Raw genomic sequence first — 18,587 nt, forward strand, 5'->3', positions numbered from 1 at the left:
GGTAATTCGTTCGAATAATAAACGGATTAATAAAGACGTAAACAGCCCACTCAGGTAACGCGACGAAATTAGGAGTTTTCTTTGCTGAAATTCAGGCATCAGACGATGCCTGGAAGAGAAGGTTAACCGTGTTCACCAGGGCTGGCAATAAGTAACTGACATATTATGTCACTCTTTATTGCAGTAACCGTTTACTTAGGTTGAGCGACGGTGACAGGTTCCGGCGGCTGGTAGTTATCGATATGGCTGGCAACGCCCAGCAAAATGACCGACACCCCAAGGACAATCCATCCCGCTAATTCAATGATTCGATTAATAATTGACGTCATGATGTGTAATTGTACTTTATCCATAAAGACAGGGCGCAAATGTTACAGCGACGTTTCTCTGACGGCAAGGGCTTTGGGAACGGTTCCCTTAAACAAAATCAGTAGGTTAATACTATGTAACAAAAACAATCCGTATAACCTGCTATTTTACGTCATACGGCACATTATTAATCCGTGGTAATGCCAGACTAGCCAGTGTGAAATAAGAACGACTTAAAAGAGGATGACACTATGAGTGATAATATCCGCGTTGGGCTTATTGGTTACGGGTACGCGAGCAAAACGTTTCATGCGCCTCTGATAGCCGGGACGCCGGGGATGACGCTGGCGGCGGTATCCAGCAGCGACGCTGCTAAAGTCCATGCAGACTGGCCTTCTGTGCCGGTTGTCTCCGAGCCAAAACATCTTTTCAACGATCCAAACATTGATTTAATCGTCATTCCCACGCCGAACGATACCCACTTTCCGCTGGCAAAGGCCGCGCTGGAAGCCGGGAAGCATGTGGTTGTCGATAAGCCCTTTACCGTGACACTGTCACAGGCTCGCGAGCTGGATGCGCTGGCAAAGAGTCTGGGCAGGCTGCTGTCGGTGTTCCATAACCGCCGCTGGGACAGTGATTTTCTGACGGTAAAACGGCTTCTCAGTGAAGGTACGTTAGGGGAGATCCTCTTTTTTGAGTCGCACTTTGACCGCTTTCGCCCGCAGGTACGAAACCGCTGGCGCGAGCAGGCCGGTCCTGGCAGCGGTATCTGGTATGATTTAGCCCCGCATCTGCTGGATCAGGCCGTCAATCTCTTTGGCCTGCCGGTGAGCATGACGGTCGATCTGGCCCAGCTCAGGCCCGGTGCGCAGACGACCGATTACTTCCACGCGGTGCTCAGTTACCCGCAGCGGCGAATTGTGCTGCACGGGACGATGGTCGCGGCGGCAGAATCTGCCCGCTATATTATTCACGGCACGCGCGGCAGCTACGTGAAGTTTGGTCTCGATCCGCAGGAAGACAGGCTGAAAAACGGTGAGCGTCTGCCGCAGGAAGACTGGGGCTATGATATGCGCGACGGCGTCGTCACGCGGGTGGAAGGCGAGGAGCTGGTCGAGGAGACCTTGCTGACGATACCGGGTAACTATCCGGCGTATTATGCCGCTATCCGCGATGCGCTGAACGGCACGGGAGAGAATCCGGTTCCGGCCAGCCAGGCAATACAGATTATGGAGCTGATTGAGCTGGGGATCGAATCTGCCAAACATCGCGCGACGCTCTGTCTGGCATAGTTTTTTAATATTTTGTAGGCCGGGTAAGCGTCAGCGCCACCCGGCAACGGTGTTAACCGCGAGCCACTTTATCTTTCAGCGCCTGCTTCTCTGCAGGCGTCAGGAAGGCGATCTCCAGCCCGTTGATCTGGGCCTGACGGATCTGCTCGCGGCTCAGACCCGCCTGCGGTGCGGCGATGTTGTACTCGTGGATGATATCCACGCCCTGAACCGCCGGATCGTCCGTGTTCAGCGAGGCCAGCACGCCGTGTTCAAGGAACGTTTTCAGCGGGTGCTGCGACAGCGATGCTACGGTGCTGGTCTGAATGTTAGACGTCAGGCACGACTCAATCCCGATACGCTGCTCCGCCAGGAAATCCATCAGGGCGCGGTCTTCTACCGCCTTCACGCCGTGACCGATACGTTCGGCGCCCAGCTCGCGGATGGCCTGCCAGATGCTTTCCGGGCCAGCCGCTTCACCCGCGTGCACGGTAATGTGCCAGCCGGCATCGCGCGCGCGGTTGAAGTGGGAGAGGAACAGGCTGCCCGGGAAGCCCAGCTCGTCACCGGCGAGATCGACGGCGGTGATGGCATCGCGATGGGCCAGCAGCGCTTCCAGTTCCTGCAGGCAGGCGGCTTCACCGAAGGTACGGCTCATGATGCCGATCAGGCGAGCCTGGACGTCGAAGGTTTTACACCCTTCGCGGACGCCTTCAATGACGGCTTCCACGACGCCTGCAACGGGCAGGTTGTGGGTCATCGCCATGTAGCCCGGCGAGAAGCGCAGCTCGACGTAGTGCAGGCCGTTGCGGGCGGCATCTTCGATGTTCTCAAACGCCACGCGGCGGCAGGCATCCAGCGACGCCAGCATCTTCACGCCCCAGTCGAGTTTGCTCAGGAAGCTGACCAGGTCCGGTTCATTAGAGGTCACCTGTACGTGAGGGATCAGGGACTCAAGGGTCTGAGCAGGAAGCGTTAAATTGAAATGGCGGCCAAGATCGAGGATGGTTTGGGCACGAATGTTACCGTCAAGGTGACGATGAATATCAGTTAAAGGCAGGCGTGTATCAATCATGGTCGCACTCTTTTCTGGTTAAAGTGCGCCATATTATAAAAACAAAACGGGGTAAAAAGCTATTTGCGCAAGGGAATATTCCGTTGCGCAAATTGATTACAGAAGCGTATTAATGCCGGCAATCAGGCGTTGAACCCCTTGCTCCAGCTTGCTGCGCGGGCAGCCCGCATTGAGGCGTACGAAGCCATTTCCCTCTTTTCCATAGGTATATCCCGGCATGATGGCGACCTTTTGCTGCTCAATCAGTACTTTTTGCAGCGCCCGATCGTCAATATTCAGCGGACGCAGATCGATCCAGGCCAGATAGGTCGCTTCCGGCGGCTGCCAGTTGAGTTTCGGAAAAGCGCGGTTTACTTCCTGAGCGATATACAACAGATTCTCTTCCAGATAACCCCGCAGGGCATCCAGCCACGGCCCCCCTTGCTGATAGGCGGCGATATGCGCCGTTAGCGCCAGCACGGAAGGGGAAGAGAGCCCGTCCCGTCCTTTTAGCGCGCTGAGATAGCCGTTACGGCTCTCTTCATCGCCGATCAGGCCGTAAGCCCCCGTCAGCGCCGGAATGTTAAAGCTTTTCGAGCCGGAGGTCAGAAGCGCCCATTTGCCCCGCGCCACGGCGTTCCACGGCGTGTGACGATGTTCTCCCCACACCATGTCCATATGGATTTCATCGCTGATAACCGCCACGTCATAGCGCTCGCAGAGTTCCGCCATCTGCGTCAATTCATCCCGCGTCCAGACCTTGCCGGTCGGATTCTGCGGGCTGCACAGCAGCATAATTCTGTTTTCCGGTTTCGCCAGCGCCGCTTCCAGGGCTGCCATATTGCCCTGCCAGCCAGCGGCCTGTTTTTCCATTTCAACCGCCACAACACGACGCCCGTTACCCTCTATGGCTTTGTAAAAGGCATCGTATGCCGGGGTGTGAACCACCACGCCGTCGCCGGGTTTTGACCAGAGGCGAATCAGTTCCGAGACCATGTAGATGACGGAGGGGCCATAAACCACGCTTTCGGTATCAATTCGGGTGTTAAAGCGCTGCTGGAACCAGTGTGCGACGGCGGCGAGAAACTCGTCGTTTTTCCAGCGGCTATAGCCAAACACGCCGTGATGAATGCGCTGCTGCAGCGCGTCGGTTATGCAGGGGGCGGTGGCGAAATCCATATCCGAGATGGTGAAGGGCAGCAGATCCGCCGCGCCAAAGCGGTCGGCGACATAGTCCCACTGCGTACACCATGTGCCGTGTCGATCCACGACGGTTGAGAAATCAAACATGCTTTAATCCTTAACGTAAAACCCCCTCATGGTGAGGGGGCTGAGGCATCAGGCTTCTACTGTTCGCATCAGGGTCGCCAGCTCATCTTTCACTGACTGTACCTGCGGGCCGATAACCACCTGCAAATTGTGCTGGTTTAACTGTACCACGCCGATGGCCCGGTTGGCCTTGAGGGCGTTGGTATCCACTTTTGACATATCCGCCACCGACAAACGCAGGCGGGTAATGCAGTTATCCAGCGAGGTGATGTTATCCGCACCGCCCAGCGCCGCCAGAATGGCAGGGGTGTTATAGCCGGATTTGCCCACGGTACCGGCAACCGCCTGTTCAACGCTGGTGGCCGTATCAATATCGCGTCCTGGCGTTTTCAGGTTAAAGCGGGTGATGGCGAAGCGGAAGATCCCGTAGTACACCGCAAACCAGATTGCCGCCACGACAGGGACCAGATACCACTTAGTCGACAGGCCGTGCAGGATCCCGAACACCACGAAGTCGATCACGTTGCCGTCAGTGTTGCCGATGGTGACGCCCAGCACCGCCATCACGGTGAAGCCCAGCCCGGTCAGCACCGCGTGAATCAGATACAGCACCGGCGCGACGAAGAGGAACAGGAACTCGATAGGCTCGGTGGTACCGCCCACGACGCAGGCGATCACGCCGGAAATCAGCAGACCTTTAATTTTATGACGGTTTTCCGGGCGCGCGCAGTGGTACATTGCCAGCGCAGCACCCGGCAGGCCGCCGAGGAAGGCAGGCATTTTACCCTGAGACAGGAAGCGGGTTGCGCTTTCGGAGAAGCCGTGTGTCGTCGGGCAGCTCAGCTGCGCCTGGAAGATAGTCAGCGCGCCGCTCACGTCGTGACCGCACACCTCCATGGTGCCGCCCGCTTCGGTGAAGCGAATCAGGGCCACCAGGATATGCTGCAGGCCAAACGGCAGCAGAAGACGCTCGCCGGTGCCGAAGATCATCGGACCAAAATCTCCCGCGCCGTTAATGATGCGGCCAATGCCGTTGATGCCCATAGCGAAAACTGGCCAAATCAGCGGAATAATCAGACCAAACAGACCCATAACGACCAGGGTCACGATCGGGACAAAGCGGGTGCCGCCGAAGAAGGCCAGGGCATCCGGCAGGCGGATATTGTGGAAGCGCTCGTGCAGCATCCAGATAATTACCCCGGCGATCACCGCCCCGAGGATCCCGGTGTCGATGGACTGAATACCAATCACGCTCTGAATGTTGTTGGCCTTCAGAACGGCGGCGTCGGTGGTCGGCAGTATGCCTTTTGCGGTCAGCCAGAAGTTAACCGCCAGGTTCATCACCGCGTAGCCCACAAAACCGGCAAACGCCGCGACGCCTTTGTTCTCGCGGGCCAGGCCCAGCGGGATTGCAATACAGAACATCACGGGCAGGAAACTGAAGGCAAAGGAGCCGACTTTACTCATCCAGATAAAGATCGCCTGCAGCACGGGCGCGCCGAGGAAGGGGATCAGCGTGATGACGTCTTTACTGCTGAGCGAGCTGCCGATCCCGAGCATGATCCCGCAGAACGAGAGAAGCGCCACGGGCAGCATAAAGGTTTTACCCAGTTGCTGGAAAAATTCCCACAGCGATATTTTTTGTGCTGCTTTCGCCGTCATAAAACGACTCCTTTATTGTTAAAATCAGTTTGTCTGCTTCAATGCTGCGAGAAGATAAAACGTTTTATCAAAGTTTAGTGCGCGCTAAATCACATTCTCAGGCTTTGACTGGTAGTATAAAGATAACGTATTGATAAAACGTTTTACCGATCTCATTTTTCAGGGAGTCACGCCAACACATGGCTGTAGCGAAAAAAGTCACCATCAACGATGTCGCGCTGGCGGCGGGGGTTTCCGTCAGCACCGTTTCTCTGGTACTGAGCGGAAAAGGACGCATCTCTCCCGCGACCGGTCAGCGGGTGAATGAGGCGGTTGAGCAGTTGGGCTTTGTGCGAAACCGCCAGGCGTCGGCGCTGCGCGGCGGGCAAAGCGGGGTGATTGGCCTGATTGTCCGTGACCTGACGTCACCGTTCTATGCGGAGCTGACCGCCGGCTTAACCGAAGCGCTTGAAGCGCAGGGGCGGATGGTCTTTCTGCTTCACGGCGGTCGCGAGGCCGATCAGCTGCTTTCCCGGCTCGATATGCTGCTGAATCAGGGTGTGGACGGGGTGATCGTCGCCGGGGCGTCGGGCGTGGGCAGCGAGCTGTGCGAGCGTGCCGCTGAAAAAGGCGTGCCGCTGGTGTTTGCTTCACGCGCCAGCTACCTCGATGAAGCCGATACGCTGCGCCCGGATAACATGCAGGCTGCGCAAATGCTGACCGAGCATCTTATTCGTCGCGGCCATCAGCGCATTGCCTGGCTGGGCGGCAAAAGCTCGTCCCTGACCCGCGCCGAACGGGTCGGCGGCTACTGCGCGACGCTGATTAAATACGGCCTGCCGTTCCACAGCGAGTGGGTTGTTGAGTGTGAGTCCAGCCAGAAGATGGCGGCGGAAGCGATAGGCGCGCTGCTGCGCAGCAGCCCGACCATCAGCGCCGTCATTTGCTATAACGATGTGATCGCCATGGGCGCCTGGTTTGGCCTGATCCGCGCCGGGCGTCAGAGCGGTGAAGGGGGCGTTGAAACCTTCTTCGGCCACCAGGTGGCGCTGGGGGCGTTCGCCGACGTCGGTGAAAACGCGCTCGACGATCTGCCGATCGTCTGGGCCACGACCCCAGCGCGGGAGATGGGCTACACCCTAGCGGACAGGATTATGCAGCGCATCGACAATACGGACGTTCAGGCCGGGCACCAGATTGTGGCGGCGCGGCTGGTGACGGTGAAATAATATCAGGTGGGTTGCGTTAACGGATTGAGCAGCAGTTCTGCCTCCAGTGCTTCCACAAATTTACGTACTTTTGCCGGGATCAGCCGTGAGGTCGGGTAAACCGCCCAAACGGCCAGCGATTCCGGCTGGGCATCCTCAAGGACAATCCGCTCGAGTTTCCCCTCTCTGAAGGCCGGTTCTACGTACCAGCGAGATAAATTGGCGATGCCCATCCCGCCGAGGCAGGCTTCGAAAATCGCCTCAACCGAGTTCGCAGAGAATCGGCCCGATACCTTTTGTTTGTAGCGCTGTTCGCCCTGTTCGAATGACCAGTGAACGGTGTCTGACATGGTCAGACAGCTGTGTGCTGCCAGATCGTTAAACGATTTTGGATAGCCGTTTGCAGCCAGATACGCCGCGCTGGCGCAGAGATCCCGTGGGTTATGACACAGGCGATGGGCAACTAATCGGTTGTCGCGCAGCGGCGCAATGCGTAACGCCACGTCGATGCCTTTTCCAACAATATCCACCTGTTCGTCGGTGGCGAGTAAATCAACCTGCAGAGCGGGATGTTGCTGCATAAACCGGGTTAGCATGGGCGCCACGATCTTACGGCCAAACCCAGCGGAGGCGGTAATACGCAGGCGTCCGGCAAGGTGCGACCCCTCGGGAAACAGATCGGCAAGCGCATTATTTTTATCTTCCAGCAGCGCCTGTGCATGCGGCAAGAAAACCTCACCATCGCTGGTAGGTGAGAGGGAGCGCGTGGTGCGGTGCACCAGCCTGACCCCCAGTTCAGCCTCAAGATGATTAAGAGACCGTGACGCCGCCATGGCGCTCATAGAGAGCCGACGCGCGGCTCCCGCCAGGCTACCGGTCTTGATGGCTTCGACAAACACTTCAACGTCTTCCAGTTTCATTATATCGTTTTTCGTTATGCTGACTTATCAACGTACATATCTACATTATTTATCGTTACGTTGCCATAGTCTCTTCACAACCTGAAAAATATTAATCTGGAGTGAAGATGAAAATGTTGAAAACGGTTCTGGCGTTCAGCGGCCTGCTCTTTGCAAGCACATCATGGGCGGATGTTCCCGCACAGGTGAAACAGCAGGTCCCGGGTTATTATCGTCTGGCGATAGGGGAATATGAGGTTACGGCGCTGTTCGACGGCTATAACGATCTTTCGCCTTCCTTACTACACGGGCTTTCAGGCGACAAGGTTCGTGAACTGTTGGCTCAACACAAAATTGATGCCGAGCGCATGCCTACCGCCTTCAACGCGTTTCTGGTGAATACCGGTAAACACCTGGTAATGATTGACAGCGGGGGCGGCCACTGCATGTCGGAAACGGCCGGCCAGCTGGTCAGCAATATAAACGCATCAGGGTATCGTCCCGATCAGGTCGACACCATTTTCCTGACTCACCTGCATCTTGACCACGTGTGTGGCCTGAGCGATGCAGACGGCAAGGCGTTGTTCCCCAATGCCACCGTCTACGTGCCGCAGGGGGAGGCCGACTACTGGCTTGACCCAGCAAAAGAAGCGAGCGCACCGGCTAACGCGAAGGCGTATTTTGCTATCGCCAGGAATGCGCTGTCTGCGTATAAAGCCACCGGGCATCTTAAAACCTTCGTCCCGCCAGCTTCGCCGATCCCGGAAGTCCAGACGATCTCTGCCATTGGTCATACGCCTGGCAGTACCGTTTATCGCTTTGCGTCGCAGGGTACGGCTATTAACTTTATTGGGGATCTGATCCATGCGCCTGCCGTCCAGTTCCCGCACCCAGAAGTGTCTATTCGCTTTGATGTCGATTCGAAAAAAGCCGTCTCATCCCGGGCGCAGGAGTTTAGCGCGCTGGCGAAAGACGGTGAGTGGATGGCCGCAGCGCATCTGCCTTTCCCCGGTATTGGGCATATCACCGCCCTGCAGCAGGGCTATAGCTGGAATCCTGTAAATTACGGACCTTATCAACGTCCGGCCAGCGTGCCTCTGCTGAAATAAAGTGAGGCTACGAATATGAAAAGTTACACCGTAACGGCAAACGGCATCCGACAGTTTGTAGTTGAAGAGGGTGAAGGCGCACCGGTTATTCTCCTGCATGGTTTTCCCGAGACAAACTATGCCTGGCGCTATCAGATACCTGTGTTGTCCCGACACTACCGCGTCATCGCGCCAGATTTACGTGGGTATGGCGAAACGGATAAACCGGCTTCTGGCTATGATAAACGGAACATGGCGCGGGATATCCGCGAGCTGATGCGTGCGCTTGGCTTACAGAAAGTGGTACTGGTGGGGCACGATCGCGGCGCACGCGTCGCGACGAGGTTTGCAAAAGATTACCCTGAGCTGGTGGATCGTCTGGTGGTGATGGATAACGTGCCAACGCGCATTGTGGCGCGCGATCTTAATGCGTCGATTGCGCGTGCCTACTGGTTCTTTCTGTTTCATCTTGTGCCAGACCTGCCGGAAGCGCTGATTGCAGGCCGAGAGAATTTCTGGCTGCGCCATTTTTTCTCGGACTGGACCTACGATCCGTCTATCATCAGCGGCGAGGCGTTTGATACCTATGTCCGGGCTTATCAGGCGCCCGGGGCCGTGAGAGGCGCAATGGCTGACTATCGAGCCAACGCGGAGGACGTGGCCCAGGATCTTGCCGACGCTGACGTGAAAATCTCCTGTCCGGTGATGTCGCTATGGGGAAATGATTTCCACGCGGTAGGCAAACTGTTTGATATGCACAGCGTGTGGGCGGAAATGGCTGACGATCTGCGAGCCTTCGCGATAGAAGAGTGCGGCCACCTTCCGCAGGAGGAACAGCCTGAGAAAGTTAACGCATTGCTGCTGGATTTCCTGCAGGGATGGAAGGGATAACGGCAATAAAAAACCCCTCATGCGAGGGGTTTTGACGTTTACTGCTGCGGTGCCGCCGGTTCGGCTGGCGCTGCCGGTTCAGCCGGTTCCGGCATCCCCAGAGCAGGCATGCCAAACATGCCGACAAAATCCTCCAGCGGCATTTTGTCGCCGTTGAGCGTGACCTGGCCGTTGGCGTACTGCAGGCTGGTGGAAATCGTGTTGTTGTCCACCTTCGTGATGCGGAACATCTGGCCCATGGCCGCCAGGCCTTTCACCTGCTGGTTCGCCAGCTTGCCGGCATCTTCATCGCCGTAGCCTTCCAGCTTCGCAATCTGGGTCATAAACTCGGTCGCCATATCCATCGGGATGGTCAGCTTGCTGTCGAGCGACTTCACGCTGCGATCCACTTCCTGCGCCAGCGTCTGCGGTTCACCCGTGGCGGTGGCCGGATCCTTCAGGAACAGAGACAGGTTGAAGCTGGTTTCACCTTTGCTGTTTTTCCAGCTCAGCGGCGCAACGGTGATCACCGGCTCGCCTTTCAGCAGGATCGGCAGGTTGTTGAACAGCACTGCCATCGCCTGCTGCTGGTACACTTCCGGGTTCTGCTGCAGCGCGGCATCGGTCAGCAGCGCCTGGCTCTCTTTGCTGTATTTCTGGCTAAATTCGTGCCACGCCTGGCCGTCGATATTGCCGATCTTCAGCGACAGTTTGCCGGTGCCCAGATCCTGATTCTGCACTTTCAGGCTCTTCAGCGTGTAATCCAGCTGGGTATTGATGCTCTTACCGTCTTTGGACACGTCGGATTTGCCGTTGACGTCCATGCCTTCCAGCACGGCCATCTCTTTGCCTTCAACCGCAATGGCGACTTTATCGAGAGAGAGTTTCTGATCGCCGATACGCTCTTTAAAATCGGTCATGCGGCTGTTGCCGTCGGCCTTCAGGTTGTTGAAGGTGAGCTGAACTTTTTGATTGTATTCGTTCACGGCGTTGACCAGGCCACTTTCCGCTTCACCCGTCAGGGAGAACACGTTCCCGTCGCGGTCCGCGTCAAGTTTGAAGTGACCACCGCTAAAGGCGACTTTCTCATTCTCTTTCTCGTAGTTCAGCGCTTTCAGCGCGATATCGGAACTGGTGTCACCGGCATAGCTGATGCGGGTGTCGATTTCGAAAGGTGAGGTATTTTTTGCCAGGTCGAACAGCGGTTTGGTGACGTCGTTATTCACCAGGACCGTGTGAACGGACGCCATTGACGGGATCAGGTTAAACGATTTTAGCTGCGCCAGCGGGAATGGACCGTGGCTGACCACTTCATCCAGCACCACGCTCTGACCCGGTTTCAGCCAGCCGTTTTCCGTACCGGCAACCGGCTTCACCACAACCTGCATACGGCTGGTAAACACGCCGCGCTGATAATTCTGGTAGCTCAGCTCAAGGCCCGCTTCCGGCGCGCTGCGCTTAATCTCTCCGTTAGCCTGCGCCACCATCTCAGCCAGGCGTCCTTCCAGCTGTTTCCCGGTAAACCAGGAGGCACCCGTCCAGACCACGCCTAACGCTACAATCACTCCTACCGCTACGACCGATTTTTTCATTGCGACTATCCCTAAAATGAAACCAGGCGGTAAAAACCGCCTGGAGATATTAAGCCTGCAACTAGCTTAGCAAGAGTTGTTAAAAAATTCAGTAAGTGCTTAAAGCTTATTGAAAACGCGCGCCAGTCGACCGGTGCCGCTTACGCTAACCGGAGACTCATTGGCTGCAACGAATGCTGATTCACCGGGCTTAAGCACCAGACGCTGTTCGCCTTTGTGCAGCGTCGCTTCGCCTTCCACGCAGAACAGGATCGCCGCACTTTCCTGTGCGATGGTCGTTTCTGTCTGGCTCAGGTCGTGCAGGGAGAAAGCAAAATCCTCAACCGGAATCGGGAAGTCCAGCTCTGCGCCGTTTTTCACCGGCTGAGTCAGCAGCTCCGCGGCAGGTTTCGCCACGAACTTGACGTTGGCAACCAGCTCGGGGATGTCGATGTATTTCGGCGTCAGGCCCGCGCGCAGCACGTTGTCAGAGTTGGCCATCACCTCCAGCGCCACGCCCTGCAGATAGGCATGCGGGGTTTCCGCGAACAGGAACATTGCTTCACCCGGATTCAGCTTCACCACGTTCAGCAGCAGAGGGGAGAACAGGCCGCTGTCGTCCGGATAGAACTGCGCAATAAGACGGATGGTCTCCCACGGTTCACCTTGCTGGCTCTCCAGGGCGGCTTTCAGCACCGCCAGGGCGTGGGATTTCTCTTCACCCTGCATGTTCAGCAGGCTGGCAAACAGCTGGCTTAGCGCCTCAGCGTTCGGGTTTTCAAGGAAATGCGCGATAGCGTTATTGGCACCCGCGACCGGCTGCAGCAGGGAGATAATCTCTGAAAATTCGCGGAACGCGTTCATCGCCAGGAACGGCGTCAGCGCGAACACCAGCTCCGGCTTGTGGTTAGGATCTTTGTAGTTACGCTCGGCGGCGTCTAACGGAATACCCGCCGCGTTCTCTTTCGCAAAGCCGATTTCAGACGCTTGCTTGTTCGGATGAACCTGGATGGAGAGCGGCTGCTCAGCGCACAGCACTTTAAACAGGAACGGCAGTTCGCCAAAGCGCTGAGCCACCTTGTCGCCCAGCAGCGCGGCTTTATCGACGTCAATTACGTCACGCAGGCTGCGTGCCTGGCCGCTGGCGTCTTCAATTTTTGAGCTGCTCTTCGGGTGCGCCCCCATCCACAGTTCTGCCATCGGCAGGTTGTTTGGGTTCGCGATACCGTAGAGATCCGTTAACGCAGTTTTACTTCCCCAGGCGTAGTTTTGCACTGAGTTGATGAGTTTTTGCATTATCAAGCCCTGATTCAAATGTGGAATAAACTCCGGGTATTAAAGCAATAAACCACCTGGAAGTAACCTGTGGATGTAAAAAGTCGTACTAGTCTCAGTTTTTGTTAAAAATTTGTGTAGGATAAGCTGACTCGCTTTTAAGCCGGGCAGCGGAACATCTGCTCTGAATAAACAGACCGAAGCAGTAAGTGAGAGACCAATGTCGAATAAACCCTTCCATTATCAGGATCCTTTCCCCCTCAGTAAGGATCAGACCGAGTATTACCTGTTAACCCGCGATCACGTCTCCGTCTCTGAGTTTGAAGGACAAGAGATCCTCAAGGTGGATCCGCAGGCGCTGACGCTGCTGGCGCAGCATGCTTTCCACGACGCCTCGTTTATGCTCCGCCCAGCGCATCAGCAGCAGGTTGCAGATATCCTGAGCGACCCGGAGGCCAGCGAAAACGACAAGTACGTTGCCCTGCAGTTCCTGCGTAACTCCGATATCGCGGCGAAAGGCATTCTGCCTACCTGCCAGGATACCGGCACGGCGATCATCGTCGGTAAAAAAGGCCAGCGCGTCTGGACCGGCGGCGGCGATGAAGCGGCGCTGGCGCACGGCGTCTACAACACCTACACCGAAGACAACCTGCGCTATTCGCAAAACGCGGCGCTGGACATGTACAAAGAGGTCAACACCGGTACCAACCTGCCTGCACAGATTGACATCTACAGCGTCGACGGGGATGAGTACAAATTCCTCTGCATCGCCAAAGGCGGCGGTTCGGCCAACAAAACCTATCTCTATCAGGAGACCAAAGCGCTGCTCACCCCGGGCAAGCTGAAGAACTACCTGGTTGAGAAGATGCGCACCCTCGGCACCGCGGCGTGCCCGCCGTACCATATCGCGTTTGTGATTGGCGGTACCTCGGCGGAAAGCACGCTGAAGACCGTGAAGCTGGCCTCAACCAAATACTACGACGGCCTGCCAACCGAAGGTAACGAGCACGGCCAGGCGTTCCGCGACGTGCAGCTTGAGCAGGAGCTGCTGGAAGAAGCGCGCAATCTGGGGCTCGGCGCGCAGTTTGGCGGTAAATACTTCGCCCACGACGTGCGCGTGATCCGTCTGCCGCGTCACGGTGCATCCTGTCCGGTCGGGATGGGCGTCTCCTGCTCTGCGGATCGCAACATCAAGGCGAAGATCAACCGCGACGGCATCTGGATCGAAAAGCTGGAAAACAACCCGGGCAAATACATCCCGGAAGAACTGCGTAAAGCGGGCGAGGGGGAAGCGGTTCGCGTGGATCTGAACCGTCCGATGAAAGAGATCCTGGCGCAGCTGTCTCAGTATCCGGTCTCGACCCGTCTCTCCCTGAACGGCACGATTATCGTGGGCCGCGACATTGCGCACGCGAAGCTGAAAGAGCGTCTGGACAACGGCGAAGGGCTGCCGCAGTACATTAAAGATCACCCGATCTACTACGCGGGCCCGGCGAAAACGCCTGAAGGCTATGCCTCTGGCTCATTAGGCCCAACCACGGCGGGCCGTATGGACTCGTACGTCGACCAGCTGCAGGCTAACGGCGGCAGCATGATCATGCTGGCGAAAGGCAACCGCAGCCAGCAGGTAACGGACGCCTGCCACAAGCACGGCGGCTTCTACCTCGGCAGCATCGGCGGCCCGGCTGCGGTGCTGGCGCAGGGCAGCATCAAGAGCCTGGAGTGCGTGGAATACCCGGAACTGGGCATGGAAGCGATCTGGAAAATTGAGGTGGAAGACTTCCCGGCGTTTATCCTCGTGGATGACAAAGGTAACGACTTCTTCAAACAGATCCAGTCTTCTCAGTGTTCGGCGTGTGTGAAGTAGTCTGAAGAAAATGCCGGGTGGCGGCTTCGCCTTACCCGGCCTACATTCTCGTAGGTCGGGTAAGGCGAAGCCGCCACCCGACACCAAAAAGAGCGCACAAAGCGCCATACCGTTTCTCAGAAGTCATCAATACTTATCCCTTAAGCATGTGAGCAATCCCGACAGTGTTATCAAGGAGAAAGTAATGACCACGGTACGCCATGAGAAAGACTCGATGGGCGCCATCGACGTCCCGGCCGACAAGCTATGGGGCGCGCAAACCCAGCGTTCGCTGGAGCATTTCCGTATCTCGACTGAAAAAATGCCCGTTTCGCTGATTCAGGCGCTGGCGCTCACCAAACGCGCAGCCGCGAAAGTGAACCAGGATTTAGGCCTGCTGGCGGCAGACAAGGCCACCGCCATCATAAATGCCGCCGACGAAGTGCTGGCGGGCAAGCATCCCGACGAATTTCCGCTCGCCATCTGGCAGACCGGTTCCGGCACCCAGAGCAACATGAACATGAACGAAGTGCTGGCGAACCGGGCCAGCGAACTGCTGGGCGGCGTGCGCGGCATGGAGCGCAAGGTTCACCCGAACGATGACGTCAACAAGAGCCAGAGTTCTAACGACGTCTTCCCCACGGCCATGCACGTGGCGGCGGTGATTGCTATCCGCGAGCAGCTTATCCCCCAGCTCAACGTCCTCAAATCCACGCTCAACGAGAAAGCGCAGGCCTTCCGCGACATCGTCAAAATTGGCCGTACGCACCTGCAGGACGCCACGCCGCTGACGCTCGGCCAGGAGATTTCCGGCTGGGTGGCGATGCTGGAACATAACCTGAAGCATATTGAAAACAGCCTGCCGCACCTGGCGGAACTGGCGCTCGGCGGCACGGCGGTCGGCACCGGGTTAAACACCCATCCGGAGTATGCGGTGCGCGTGGCGGAGGAACTTGCGGCCATAACCGGACAGCCGTTCGTCACGGCGCCCAACAAGTTCGAAGCGCTGGCGACCTGCGATGCGATGGTCCACACCCACGGCGCGCTGAAAGGGCTGGCGGCGTCGCTAATGAAAATCGCCAACGACGTGCGCTGGCTGGCCTCGGGCCCGCGCTGCGGCATCGGTGAAATCAGCATTCCGGAAAACGAGCCGGGCAGCTCCATCATGCCGGGTAAAGTCAACCCGACCCAGTGCGAAGCCATGACTATGCTCTGCTGTCAGGTACTGGGCAACGACGTGGCCGTCAACCTGGGCGGTGCATCCGGCAACTTCGAACTCAACGTCTATCGCCCGATGGTGATCCACAACGTTCTGCAATCGATTCGTCTGCTGGCGGACGGCATGGAGAGCTTTAACGAACACTGCGCGGTGGGGATCGAGCCAAACCGCGAGCGCATCAGCCAGCTGCTGAACGAGTCGCTGATGTTGGTGACCGCGCTCAATACCCACATTGGCTACGACAAAGCCGCCGAAATCGCCAAAAAAGCGCATAAGGAGGGGCTGACGCTGAAAGCCTCCGCCCTGGCGCTGGGCTATCTGACGGAGGCGGAGTTTGATGCCTGGGTGCGCCCTGAGGCGATGGTTGGCAGTCTGAAATAATCAACTCGCCACGTACAGGTGCAGCCGCGGAATAATGAGCTGAAGCGGCTGCGCCTGAGGTCGGTAGCGGTGCTGGACATTTTCAGCATCGTAATTCAGTAACTCACCAATATCCGGCACGATAGCCCCCTGATCGGCATCATAGAGCGCAATCAGCGGCGTTGGACAGGCATACTGCACCTGTTTTTGCTGGCCGGAATACCAGACGCGGGCGATAGGCTGCACCTTCACCGGGCGCTTAATTTTGAGGCGCGTATCCGCCGGTAGCGAGGCGATGCTGTGGTACTCCTGCTCCAGGCGCTCGATCCACTGCTCACGCGACCACGGCGCGACGGTGCGCGGCGTCTTCAGGCTCTTTTCCAGCTGCGCCAGAATTTCATCCCGGGTGAAGTTTTTAATGATGTGCTTATTCGCCCAGCCGAAGCGCAGCGTGGCGGGATGGCGCAGAACCGTCAGCGTGCGATAGGCATTCAGGGTAATTAACCCCGGAAGCTGACGGTGCACCCACTCAAACCGGGCGGCGGGAGCCAGGCCCGACTCTTCGGTAACGATCTTCTCAAATGCCGCTTTCAGACTGTTGATATGGGCAATCTGGCTTTCCAGCGCCTCGCGCGCTACTGCATCGGTTTGCAGACAGATCACGCCCGGCAGCCGCACGGCCGCCTTGCTGCTGCGCTGTTCAGACTGCTGCTGGATAAAAAGATGGCGATAGTGTTTCATCGCCAGCTCCAGTGCGGCCTTGCCGATGTGCTGCTTCACGTCGATGGTGTCCAGCGGATCGTGCTCGGCCCCTTTGGCCACCTCGGGCAGGGTAAAGACGCGCGCGGCCAGCAGCCGGCAGGTCTGCAAACGTTCTGTCAGGGTCAGCAGCTCGTGTTCTATTTCCCGAAACGTGCTGTTCAGCCGTTCGATAAGATCGTAGGTCGCCATAAGCACTCTCATTAGTTACAACATACTTATTATATAGCACAGCACGCCGGGTCAGGCCAGCGTGCGGTTAAAGTCAGGCAGGGACGGGAAGGGCGATGTTATGGTACACCGGCCAGCTAAAGCAGAAGCGCGCGCCGCCGAGCTCGCTCTCTTCGCAATGCACCGTGCCGCCCATCGCCTGCGCGATAGAGTGGACGATTGCCAGCCCCAGACCGCATCCGCCGGTGGCGCGATCGCGGCTGGGATCGAGGCGGACAAACGGTTCAAACACGGTTTCGCGTGCCTCCGGCGCAATCCCCGGCCCGTCATCCTCAACGGTCAGGCTGGCCTGATTGCCCTGCAGATCCAGCCCAATCTGCAGCGTACTTTCGCTGTAGCGCATGGCGTTGTTCATCAGATTGTCCAGCACGCGCTCCATCAGGCGCATATCGAGCGCGCCGTAGTCACCCTGCGTGACGCGCGTTAACAGCGTGCGCTGCGGGTTCACGCTCTGAACGTCGTCAATGTGGGTTTGCAGCCAGGCGGGCAGATCCGGCGTGCTGAGGTTCAGCTCGTTTTGCGGGCGATCGAGGCGCGCGTAGGTCAGCAGCTCCTCAATCAGCGCCTCAAGCTGGCCAATGTCGCGGTTAAGCGCCTGAGACTCCGCTTCCGTCAGATTCTCGCTCATCTCCAGACGATAGCGCAGGCGCACCAGCGGCGTGCGCAGCTCGTGCGCGATCCCGTCGATCAGCTGTTTCTTGCTGGCGATAAGGGCATTGATGTTATCGGCCATCTGGTTAAAGGCCACGCCCAGACGTTCAAAGCTGGAACCGCTGTCGAAGTGAATACGCTCTGTAAAATGCCCCTCGCCAAAACGCTGCGCGGCGGATTCGAGTTTCAGCATGTCCTGCCAGTGCGGGCGCATCCAGATAAAAACCGGAAACGCGAGTGAAATGGCGATAAAGGCCATCAGCGCCATGTCCAGCAGGCGCATCTGATGCAGATAATAGAGATAGGGCACCGGCCCGACGGCCAGCACGTAATGGCTGCGCGGAATTCGCTGGATAAAGGTGTATTTCTCATCCAGCGCGACGATGTCCCCGTCGCGCAGACGCTGCATGGCGGGCGGGTCCAGATCGAAATCTTTCAACGGCTCGATGCGTAAATCGAATGACAGATTGAGATCCAGCTCTTTCAGGGTTTTCGCCCAGTCGTGTGGCGGGATCTCTCTCAGCTCGCTGCGCATCAGATAGAGCGAGCTTTTCATCAGGTCGTCCAGAGACTGCCTGCCCGCGCGTTCGGCGGTAAATTTATAGACCAGGCCGACCAGCATGGTCATCACCAGGAAGCAGACAAACAGTAAAAGATAAAACTGCACAAACAGCTTTTTCATTGGATCTCACCGCAAAAACGCTATGTGCAGAATATACATGAAAACCCTTCGAGTTTTTCACGTCTGTCGAGCGTGTTAGATGGCTTTCGCGCTGTTTTTTACCTTGGCGATGAATTTTTCCGTCACGGCCAGGCCTTCTGCAATGTGCGTATCAATCACATCCGTTCCGTATTCGCTGATGAGATCCAGCAGTATTTCGTAAGACTGGATGAGTTCCAGCAGGTCAAAGAGCGCTTTTTGATCGGTGCGAGAGGGGGAGGCGTGGTTCAGGGTTGCCTGATTAACAATCCACTCAAGATTGGTTTTTATCGCTTCTACCTGACCGTAGCTATACATAATTCATGAGCTTAAATCCTCATTTCAAGATTTATTGGAGAGATGTCG

The 18,587-nt window shown here is 57.0% G+C and carries 16 protein-coding genes; 6 read left to right on the forward strand and 10 right to left on the reverse strand.

Annotated features, from left to right (window positions below):
• Positions 1–191: 191 nt before the first annotated feature.
• Positions 192–317 carry a division septum protein Blr gene (gene blr, locus LLF79_RS13935; RefSeq protein ID WP_168112406.1) on the reverse strand — a complete coding sequence of 42 codons (126 nt, stop codon included), beginning with the start codon at positions 315–317 and terminating at the stop codon, positions 192–194.
• Positions 318–560: 243 nt separating this feature from the next.
• On the opposite strand from blr, the gene LLF79_RS13940 reads away from it, so the two are divergent.
• Positions 561–1,601 carry an oxidoreductase gene (locus LLF79_RS13940; protein WP_008500562.1) on the forward strand — a complete coding sequence of 347 codons (1,041 nt, stop codon included), beginning with the start codon at positions 561–563 and terminating at the stop codon, positions 1,599–1,601.
• Between the two features lie 52 nt (positions 1,602–1,653).
• Here LLF79_RS13940 and add read toward each other — a convergent pair whose 3' ends face one another.
• The 3 genes from add to malX all read right to left on the reverse strand — a co-directional run bounded on the left by add (position 1,654) and on the right by malX (position 5,565).
• The gene (gene add / locus LLF79_RS13945) at positions 1,654–2,655 is read right to left on the reverse strand and encodes an adenosine deaminase (protein WP_227879674.1); all 1,002 of its coding nucleotides are present in this window, start codon (positions 2,653–2,655) and stop codon (positions 1,654–1,656) included.
• Positions 2,656–2,751: 96 nt separating this feature from the next.
• Complete coding sequence (locus LLF79_RS13950; protein ID WP_227879675.1) at positions 2,752–3,924, reverse strand: MalY/PatB family protein; 1,173 nt, start codon at positions 3,922–3,924, stop codon at positions 2,752–2,754.
• Positions 3,925–3,972: 48 nt separating this feature from the next.
• Positions 3,973–5,565, reverse strand: a complete 1,593-nt coding sequence (malX, locus tag LLF79_RS13955; RefSeq protein WP_023343984.1) for a maltose/glucose-specific PTS transporter subunit IIBC — start codon at positions 5,563–5,565, stop codon at positions 3,973–3,975.
• A gap of 179 nt (positions 5,566–5,744) precedes the next feature.
• Here malX and LLF79_RS13960 point away from each other — a divergent pair, with 179 nt between their 5' ends.
• Positions 5,745–6,773, forward strand: coding sequence for a Mal regulon transcriptional regulator MalI (locus LLF79_RS13960; protein ID WP_021241148.1), 1,029 nt, complete (start codon positions 5,745–5,747; stop codon positions 6,771–6,773).
• 2 nt (positions 6,774–6,775) lie between these two features.
• Here the strand turns inward: LLF79_RS13960 and LLF79_RS13965 are convergent, their stop codons facing one another.
• Positions 6,776–7,672 carry a LysR family transcriptional regulator gene (locus tag LLF79_RS13965; protein WP_045353793.1) on the reverse strand — a complete coding sequence of 299 codons (897 nt, stop codon included), beginning with the start codon at positions 7,670–7,672 and terminating at the stop codon, positions 6,776–6,778.
• Positions 7,673–7,779: 107 nt separating this feature from the next.
• Here LLF79_RS13965 and LLF79_RS13970 point away from each other — a divergent pair, with 107 nt between their 5' ends.
• Together LLF79_RS13970 and LLF79_RS13975 are read left to right on the forward strand one after the other, a co-directional pair.
• Positions 7,780–8,760 carry an MBL fold metallo-hydrolase gene (locus tag LLF79_RS13970; protein WP_206804513.1) on the forward strand — a complete coding sequence of 327 codons (981 nt, stop codon included), beginning with the start codon at positions 7,780–7,782 and terminating at the stop codon, positions 8,758–8,760.
• 15 nt (positions 8,761–8,775) lie between these two features.
• Complete coding sequence (locus LLF79_RS13975) at positions 8,776–9,630, forward strand: alpha/beta fold hydrolase (RefSeq protein WP_045353799.1); 855 nt, start codon at positions 8,776–8,778, stop codon at positions 9,628–9,630.
• Positions 9,631–9,668: 38 nt separating this feature from the next.
• Here LLF79_RS13975 and LLF79_RS13980 read toward each other — a convergent pair whose 3' ends face one another.
• Positions 9,669–11,201: a YdgA family protein gene (locus LLF79_RS13980; RefSeq protein WP_023292617.1), complete on the reverse strand. Its 1,533-nt coding sequence runs from the start codon at positions 11,199–11,201 to the stop codon at positions 9,669–9,671.
• 99 nt (positions 11,202–11,300) lie between these two features.
• A complete protein-coding gene (gene manA / locus LLF79_RS13985) occupies positions 11,301–12,476 on the reverse strand; it encodes a mannose-6-phosphate isomerase (protein ID WP_227879677.1) in 1,176 nt (391 codons plus the stop codon).
• A 199-nt stretch (positions 12,477–12,675) separates the two neighbouring features.
• Between manA and fumA the strand changes: the two genes are divergently transcribed.
• Together fumA and fumC are read left to right on the forward strand one after the other, a co-directional pair.
• Positions 12,676–14,322: a class I fumarate hydratase FumA gene (gene fumA, locus LLF79_RS13990; protein ID WP_008500555.1), complete on the forward strand. Its 1,647-nt coding sequence runs from the start codon at positions 12,676–12,678 to the stop codon at positions 14,320–14,322.
• A gap of 184 nt (positions 14,323–14,506) precedes the next feature.
• Entirely contained in the window at positions 14,507–15,901 is a 1,395-nt protein-coding gene (fumC, locus tag LLF79_RS13995) for a class II fumarate hydratase (RefSeq protein ID WP_227879678.1), read from the forward strand.
• On the opposite strand, the gene tus is transcribed toward fumC, so the two are convergent.
• From tus to LLF79_RS14010, 3 genes are all read right to left on the reverse strand, one after another.
• The gene (gene tus, locus LLF79_RS14000; RefSeq protein ID WP_023292613.1) at positions 15,902–16,831 is read right to left on the reverse strand and encodes a DNA replication terminus site-binding protein; all 930 of its coding nucleotides are present in this window, start codon (positions 16,829–16,831) and stop codon (positions 15,902–15,904) included.
• Between the two features lie 73 nt (positions 16,832–16,904).
• Entirely contained in the window at positions 16,905–18,203 is a 1,299-nt protein-coding gene (rstB, locus tag LLF79_RS14005) for a two-component system sensor histidine kinase RstB (RefSeq protein ID WP_227879680.1), read from the reverse strand.
• A gap of 75 nt (positions 18,204–18,278) precedes the next feature.
• Positions 18,279–18,539 carry a hypothetical protein gene (locus LLF79_RS14010; RefSeq protein ID WP_129344158.1) on the reverse strand — a complete coding sequence of 87 codons (261 nt, stop codon included), beginning with the start codon at positions 18,537–18,539 and terminating at the stop codon, positions 18,279–18,281.
• Positions 18,540–18,587 lie beyond the last annotated feature (48 nt).

This window comes from Enterobacter cloacae complex sp. 2021EL-01169 (assembly GCF_020733125.1).
In the GTDB taxonomy this organism is placed as follows: Bacteria; Pseudomonadota; Gammaproteobacteria; order Enterobacterales; family Enterobacteriaceae; genus Enterobacter; species Enterobacter roggenkampii.

Bases quoted from the DNA above. Each gene is read 5' to 3' on its own strand.
- LLF79_RS13940 (WP_008500562.1), top strand. From the start codon at position 561: ATGAGTGATAATATCCGCGTTGGGCTTATTGGTTACGGGTACGCGAGC.
- add (WP_227879674.1), bottom strand. From the start codon at position 2,655: ATGATTGATACACGCCTGCCTTTAACTGATATTCATCGTCACCTTGAC.
- LLF79_RS13950 (WP_227879675.1), bottom strand. From the start codon at position 3,924: ATGTTTGATTTCTCAACCGTCGTGGATCGACACGGCACATGGTGTACG.
- malX (WP_023343984.1), bottom strand. From the start codon at position 5,565: ATGACGGCGAAAGCAGCACAAAAAATATCGCTGTGGGAATTTTTCCAG.
- LLF79_RS13960 (WP_021241148.1), top strand. From the start codon at position 5,745: ATGGCTGTAGCGAAAAAAGTCACCATCAACGATGTCGCGCTGGCGGCG.
- LLF79_RS13965 (WP_045353793.1), bottom strand. From the start codon at position 7,672: ATGAAACTGGAAGACGTTGAAGTGTTTGTCGAAGCCATCAAGACCGGT.
- LLF79_RS13970 (WP_206804513.1), top strand. From the start codon at position 7,780: ATGAAAATGTTGAAAACGGTTCTGGCGTTCAGCGGCCTGCTCTTTGCA.
- LLF79_RS13975 (WP_045353799.1), top strand. From the start codon at position 8,776: ATGAAAAGTTACACCGTAACGGCAAACGGCATCCGACAGTTTGTAGTT.
- LLF79_RS13980 (WP_023292617.1), bottom strand. From the start codon at position 11,201: ATGAAAAAATCGGTCGTAGCGGTAGGAGTGATTGTAGCGTTAGGCGTG.
- manA (WP_227879677.1), bottom strand. From the start codon at position 12,476: ATGCAAAAACTCATCAACTCAGTGCAAAACTACGCCTGGGGAAGTAAA.
- fumA (WP_008500555.1), top strand. From the start codon at position 12,676: ATGTCGAATAAACCCTTCCATTATCAGGATCCTTTCCCCCTCAGTAAG.
- fumC (WP_227879678.1), top strand. From the start codon at position 14,507: ATGACCACGGTACGCCATGAGAAAGACTCGATGGGCGCCATCGACGTC.
- tus (WP_023292613.1), bottom strand. From the start codon at position 16,831: ATGGCGACCTACGATCTTATCGAACGGCTGAACAGCACGTTTCGGGAA.
- rstB (WP_227879680.1), bottom strand. From the start codon at position 18,203: ATGAAAAAGCTGTTTGTGCAGTTTTATCTTTTACTGTTTGTCTGCTTC.
- LLF79_RS14010 (WP_129344158.1), bottom strand. From the start codon at position 18,539: ATGTATAGCTACGGTCAGGTAGAAGCGATAAAAACCAATCTTGAGTGG.